Source organism: Thermodesulfovibrionales bacterium (assembly GCA_035622735.1).
Classification (GTDB): Bacteria; Nitrospirota; Thermodesulfovibrionia; order Thermodesulfovibrionales; family UBA9159; genus DASPUT01.
The window spans coordinates 1-5,190 of the sequence record DASPUT010000045.1; the positions used below are offsets into that span (position 1 = coordinate 1).

General features: G+C 52.7%; 10 protein-coding genes. 3 read left to right on the forward strand and 7 right to left on the reverse strand.

Features of this window, described 5'->3' with window-relative positions:
- Window positions 1-276: 276 nt before the first annotated feature.
- Window positions 277-492: a hypothetical protein gene (locus VEI96_02415; GenBank protein ID HXX56839.1), complete on the reverse strand. Its 216-nt coding sequence runs from the start codon at window positions 490-492 to the stop codon at window positions 277-279.
- Window positions 493-519: 27 nt separating this feature from the next.
- Window positions 520-798 carry a DUF1648 domain-containing protein gene (locus tag VEI96_02420; protein ID HXX56840.1) on the reverse strand — a complete coding sequence of 93 codons (279 nt, stop codon included), beginning with the start codon at window positions 796-798 and terminating at the stop codon, window positions 520-522.
- A gap of 204 nt (window positions 799-1,002) precedes the next feature.
- Between VEI96_02420 and VEI96_02425 the strand changes: the two genes are divergently transcribed.
- Window positions 1,003-1,413, forward strand: a complete 411-nt coding sequence (locus VEI96_02425) for a hypothetical protein (GenBank protein ID HXX56841.1) — start codon at window positions 1,003-1,005, stop codon at window positions 1,411-1,413.
- Between the two features lie 12 nt (window positions 1,414-1,425).
- Here VEI96_02425 and VEI96_02430 read toward each other — a convergent pair whose 3' ends face one another.
- The 4 genes from VEI96_02430 to VEI96_02445 all read right to left on the reverse strand — a co-directional run bounded on the left by VEI96_02430 (window position 1,426) and on the right by VEI96_02445 (window position 2,966).
- Window positions 1,426-1,761 (reverse strand): ferredoxin-thioredoxin reductase catalytic domain-containing protein, encoded by a 336-nt coding sequence (locus VEI96_02430; GenBank protein HXX56842.1) that lies wholly within the window; start codon window positions 1,759-1,761, stop codon window positions 1,426-1,428.
- Window positions 1,758-2,009: a glutaredoxin family protein gene (locus VEI96_02435; GenBank protein ID HXX56843.1), complete on the reverse strand. Its 252-nt coding sequence runs from the start codon at window positions 2,007-2,009 to the stop codon at window positions 1,758-1,760. Before VEI96_02435 ends, VEI96_02430 begins: the two co-directional genes overlap by 4 nt.
- A gap of 38 nt (window positions 2,010-2,047) precedes the next feature.
- Window positions 2,048-2,374, reverse strand: a complete 327-nt coding sequence (locus VEI96_02440) for a hypothetical protein (GenBank protein HXX56844.1) — start codon at window positions 2,372-2,374, stop codon at window positions 2,048-2,050.
- Between the two features lie 88 nt (window positions 2,375-2,462).
- On the reverse strand, window positions 2,463-2,966 hold the full coding sequence (locus VEI96_02445) for a hypothetical protein (protein ID HXX56845.1): 504 nt from the start codon (window positions 2,964-2,966) through the stop codon (window positions 2,463-2,465).
- Window positions 2,967-3,127: 161 nt separating this feature from the next.
- Between VEI96_02445 and VEI96_02450 the strand changes: the two genes are divergently transcribed.
- Window positions 3,128-3,868: a hypothetical protein gene (locus VEI96_02450; GenBank protein ID HXX56846.1), complete on the forward strand. Its 741-nt coding sequence runs from the start codon at window positions 3,128-3,130 to the stop codon at window positions 3,866-3,868.
- A gap of 20 nt (window positions 3,869-3,888) precedes the next feature.
- On the opposite strand, the gene VEI96_02455 is transcribed toward VEI96_02450, so the two are convergent.
- Entirely contained in the window at window positions 3,889-4,671 is a 783-nt protein-coding gene (locus VEI96_02455) for a sterol desaturase family protein (GenBank protein HXX56847.1), read from the reverse strand.
- A gap of 106 nt (window positions 4,672-4,777) precedes the next feature.
- Here VEI96_02455 and VEI96_02460 point away from each other — a divergent pair.
- The coding region (locus VEI96_02460) for a GTPase (GenBank protein ID HXX56848.1) at window positions 4,778-5,190 on the forward strand (413 nt) is incomplete at its 3' end.

A 5,190-nucleotide genomic window follows, 5' to 3' on the forward strand; every position in this document is an offset into this window, starting at 1 on the left:
CGTTCGGAGTCTGAGCCAGGTGGGAGGATCAGAAGCAATGGCGGCGATCCTCTCCGTTTCTCCGACGGATTCCGCGGTTGCGAAGATGGCGAGGGAGTCACTGGAAAGGCTCAAGACCTCCAGGTAGTTCTCAGTCTTCCATCATCCTCATTTTGGTTTATCCGCCCTCAATACAGGGTAGTACGCAAGAGGGTCTGAATCGAAGGAAATGAGAGGTCACAGGCAGAACTTTCTCGTTCCTGATTTCATGGATGATACGTCAAGAGCGGACGTTTCTTATGTGCTCCCGGCCTTTTTCACCGAGAATTTCCTTATCAGTCCGATCGTCCAGGCCGTGACAAAGACGAGATAGCAGACGAGCAGGACGAGAAATCCCTTGCCGAGGGTCTCGCTTCGACCGATGTTCAACCTGATCACGAGGTGCATCGTACCGATCAGGAAAGCAAGCGTCACGGAAAAAAAGACCGTTATATCCCGCTTCATGAGCGCCATCGCCTCCGCCTTTCGTTCAGGAGCGAATCAGTAGTCCTTGTTCGGCAAATTGATGAGAGCCTCCGGCAAGCGGGGAAGTGCGAACCCGATGCCGGCATAGAGAACCGCCATTAGCAGAGTGACAGAGGCATTGATCGCGATAAAGGCGTCCCTGGACGACCATCCGTTCGGCCTGCCATAACCGTCAAAATGGGAGGCCACTCTTTCCGGAAGGAGCGGATAGTAGTAGACAATCTCGAGCACCGCGGCGAAGACAAGAAGCCAGAAAAGCATTCTCCAGCCTTTCCTATCCTCACGCTCGCTCATGTTTCCGGTCATCCATCCGAACAAGTCCTTTCTCCCCTGAATTATATAACATCTTGCCTGAATCTGTTCCTCGCACGCTCTTTGTCACAGATTCCGAAGTGAGGAGACTCATCTGAGCCATCTGCCACCAATAGATGAATCCTGACGCATTCAGAGTATGTTGCGGGAAGAGCGGTCCGTAGCGTAAAGTAAGAGAGAGGATCGATGGAATCGGTCAAGGCCGTAAATAAATCCCTAGAAATGACCACATGGGCAGAGGAGAGCGGACTGCTCGACTTCCTTTCGAGGGTCTACGAGGAGGTGGCGCGGTTCGAGAGGACCTTCGGATTCGGGGTCTCGGTCATGCCCTCACCTCCGATCAATGTTGACAGCAGCACGGATCTCCTCCGGAATATCGGCTTTGTGATCGTCAGGCATAACCGCACAGTCGGAAGAGATTATTGCCTCTATTCGCTTTTAAGTGGCAGGGCGCTTTACGGATATATCGGCTTATATTCCGATGGCGCGATAGAGACACTTCGGGAGTTACAACCCCTGACGGATTTCAGGAACGGGACAGCGACGCTCTTCGCCTGGCTCAGAGACCTCGTGAAGACCTCGTGCGAGAAAATCTGACAGCATCCCCGCTTAACCCGGTATCTTCCCCAGGGATCGCCTCTCGGGAACGTAGGCGTGGGATATCTTTTCGTCGTTCCACTCCTTCGAGACGTAGAGATAGCAATAACAGCTCCCGTATTCCTCCACATCAGGCTTGCGGTAAATGCAGGGGCAGATGATATCCTTGTCTTTCTCGTAGTCCCCCGTCGCAAGCCTGCAAGGGCAGGACATGTAGCCGTAGCGTCCCTTATTCACGAGAAGGCCATCGAGGAGGTCAAAGACGGTTTCCCTGTCCTTATTAAAGAGATAGCCTTTCGGCTCCTGCAGCTTGCGTAACATCTCGTAGAGTTTTTCGGCTTCCGTCATAATCCGAGGGCCTTTCTGATCTCTTTTTCCTGAAGCCCTACAATCGTCGTATCGCCGATGATAATCGTGGGGAAGGCCCCGCGCGGGTTTGCCGCCTTTATCTTTTCGAGAATCTCGTCCTGCTCCTCTTTCTTCAGCAAATCCACATCCGTGCATTCGTAGGTGACCGACAGGTCATCGAGGAGTTTCCTGGTCGCCTTACAGACCCTGCAGGTGCTGATCGTATAGAGTGTGACGGTCGGCTGCATTTCTTACCTTATCACAATCGGCCGAGAATATGAAATTTTCACTTCATGAGGAATCTCAGCAGATAAAACCCGGTGATTGTCGCGATGATGACAATGGCGGCAGCCACAGCGATGAGCTTTTTCCCGGATAATTTCCTCTCTGAGGGAATGGCTTTCTCAACCCCTCCTCCTCTTTCCTCCGCGGCCGCCTGTCTCTTCACCGGCTTCCCGGAAGAAACCCGCCCCGTCATCTTTATGTCGAGGAGTTCCGATATCTTGAACTCCTTGTACTCAACTTCCAGACCCTTCGGAGGCAGAACTTCCTTCCCGCATTTCTCGCATGTCCTGCCGCTTCCGATCTCTGCTCCGCACTCGGGACACTTCACCGGAATAGTCCATTCTCCATATCCATTACACTACCTGATTGCCCTGTGGCAGTCAACCGGCCCTCTTCAATGAGCGAAGAGAGGGGGATCACGGCGAATACCTGCCCTTCGGCAAGCGCTCCTTCAGTGCATCGGGAAAAATAAACTTCGCACCGTCCTCGACGTTTCCTTTTTTTACGGTCACCGAAAGTTCCCTCCGGCCCTCTCTTCCCAGGTCGAGTCCCGAAACGATGTAGAGACCGTTCCCCTTATCCGTCACGTGGAGAGCGTCGGTGAGGTTCTCGTTGGTTGCAAGGTGCTTATAGGAAATAATGAGTTCGGCGCCCGCGACATCGGAATCCTGTGCGTCGTGAACCACAATTCCGATTACGTTCTTCCCTATCTTATACTCCTTATCGTCGAGCAGGATCTCGACACTATATGCCCCGTGCCCGGTGATGTCGAAGAGCGTATCCTGAAAATGTTTCGTGAAAAGACTCTTTCCTGTCGGTCCGTGGTTCTCATGTGACTCTGCCTGGACTCTAACCAACAGAGAGAAGAGGAGTGCGACAACGATCATGCCGCACCCTGCAATGCCGTTCATCCTTGTCATGGCGATGACCTCCTCCGCATATTGAATAACTTTTTTATTCTATCATTTTCCCTCATCTTCCCCAAAGGCGACTGCCTGCTCCATTTTCATTTGACACCCTCTCCCCCGATTGGTATAGTGGAATTGCAAATTAATTGTTATGAGGAGGTGATGCAGATGGCATGCAAGCCGGGCTCGAAGAGATCGCCCTGCGGTACCACGAAGAAGACGACTCCCAAAAGGAAGAAATAGGGAGCGGTCAGGAAGCGTATCTGAACAATACTTGTGACGTGCGGAATCATCCGATCTTGTATTCTGTCCTCACGGAAAGTAAAGGGGTAAAAATGTCTATGACGACAGGGAATCTTGCCGTTTCTTTCGCCGTGTCAGTGCTGATATCCGCGGCACTTCTCACCTTCCCTTATTCCTCTGCAGCGGAGCATCCGAAAGAACATCCTACGGGGAAGCAATCATCGGGCGCTGTTCAGAAGCCTCTGACGAAGAAGGAGATGAAAGAGGCTATCGAGTCTTACATTGAGAAAGAATCGAAGAAATACGGGGGGTTTTACGAAATCTACGATGACCTGCAGGCGAAGAAACTCGCTCTTAAACTGAAGAAGGTCCACGACGACCGCCTCGCCCATGTCGGAAATGATGTTTACTTCTTCTGTGTTGATCTCACCGACAGGGACGGCAAGGTCTACGATCTCGATTTCTTCATGAAGAGAGGCGCAGATGGTAACCTCGCTGTCACGGAAGTGACGATTCACAAACAGGAAGGCAAGGAGAGATATACCTGGTACGAGGAAAACGGCATCTGGAAAAAATCGTGGCTTGTCCAGAAAAGCTCTATCGGACAGGAAAAGCCGCCCGCGGGAAAACCGACCGTCGGAGATCATCCCAGTCCGATGCCGCCCCGCTGAGGAGGATGTCCGGGAAAGATTCAGAGAGGATCGAAGGGGGTCAGAAGGATGGGCAGTAATTTCATCGTTTCCGGCCCTCTCGGTCTCGTTACCCCGATCGGTTCGAGCTCGTTTCTGTTCCTAGCCCAGTGATAGGTCCCGAACAGCCTGTCCCATAAACTGAAGACCGTCGCATAATTACTCACCGAACACCTGCTTCCGAAGACATGGTGGCAGCGATGCATTCTCGGCGTGACGATCGCTTTTTCGAGTCTGTCCTGCGTGCCTAAAGGGATGGCGAGATTGCCGTGGTGAAACTGTGACGCCGCGGTGAGAAGCGTTTCGAAGGTGACGAACCCCCAGAGCGACGGGCCCCAGAGGAGTATGAGCATCCCTTTGATGGTGTTCGTGATAAGGAGCTCACCGATATGGAACCGAGAGGCGGTCGTCACATCTATCTCCATATCGGAATGGTGCGCCTTATGAAACCTCCAGAGGAAGCCGACCCTGTGATTTGCGCGGTGCATCCAGTAATCCCAGACGTCAAAGACCGCGACGGTTATGAGAACCTCGCTCCAGCCGGCGAGCCCGAGCATGTAAGTCAAGCCGAGGGCATGTGCGCGGCCGTATCGGACCGCCGTATAGAGAAAGGGAAAAAGCAGCAGATAAAGAATGATTGCGTTGAGAAGGCCCATGCCGAAGTGAAAGAACGTGCGGAAGGCCTTCTTCTGGCCGGACCGTACAAAAGGATGACCGGCCTCAAAATAAAGCATCGAGGCGAAGACTGAAACGTACGCGACCGATCTTGCGAGAAAGGGATTCACCGTTTCTATTATAGTCTATTCATCATTACCCGGCAGAACTCAGCGTCGGGAGGATATTCAGAAAAAGAGGTCTCCCGTGCGAAGATCGGATGAACAGGACTTTCCTGTGTTATATTTGATTATGCCTGCCAATCTTCCGCCGGAGTATTTCGAGGCCGATAAGAGGTTCAAACAGTCGCTCTGCCCCAGAGAGAAAACTGCCGCCCTTGAGGAACTCATCTCGACCGTCCCGAAACACAAGGGTACGGACAAGCTACGGGCTGAACTGCGGAGGAGGCTCTCGCAGCTGCGCGAGGAGGCGACGAGGAAAAAGAAATCAGGGAAAGGAGATCTCTATGCCGTCGAAAAGCAGGGCGCCGCAGAGGTCGTCCTCGTCGGGTTCGCCAATTCCGGGAAGTCTTCGGTCCTTAAGGTTCTGACGAATGCCAGTCCTGTCATCGCCGATTATCCGATGTCGACCGTGGCACCGCTTTCGGGCATGATGCCTTTTGAGGATATCCAGTTTCAATTCGTTGACCT

Excerpts from the sequence above, each read along its gene's own strand:
- VEI96_02445 (HXX56845.1), bottom strand. The coding sequence starts at position 2,966 with ATGACAAGGATGAACGGCATTGCAGGGTGCGGCATGATCGTTGTCGCA.
- VEI96_02430 (HXX56842.1), bottom strand. The coding sequence starts at position 1,761 with ATGACGGAAGCCGAAAAACTCTACGAGATGTTACGCAAGCTGCAGGAG.
- VEI96_02435 (HXX56843.1), bottom strand. The coding sequence starts at position 2,009 with ATGCAGCCGACCGTCACACTCTATACGATCAGCACCTGCAGGGTCTGT.
- VEI96_02450 (HXX56846.1), top strand. The coding sequence starts at position 3,128 with ATGCAAGCCGGGCTCGAAGAGATCGCCCTGCGGTACCACGAAGAAGAC.
- VEI96_02415 (HXX56839.1), bottom strand. The coding sequence starts at position 492 with ATGGCGCTCATGAAGCGGGATATAACGGTCTTTTTTTCCGTGACGCTT.
- VEI96_02420 (HXX56840.1), bottom strand. The coding sequence starts at position 798 with ATGAGCGAGCGTGAGGATAGGAAAGGCTGGAGAATGCTTTTCTGGCTT.
- VEI96_02425 (HXX56841.1), top strand. The coding sequence starts at position 1,003 with ATGGAATCGGTCAAGGCCGTAAATAAATCCCTAGAAATGACCACATGG.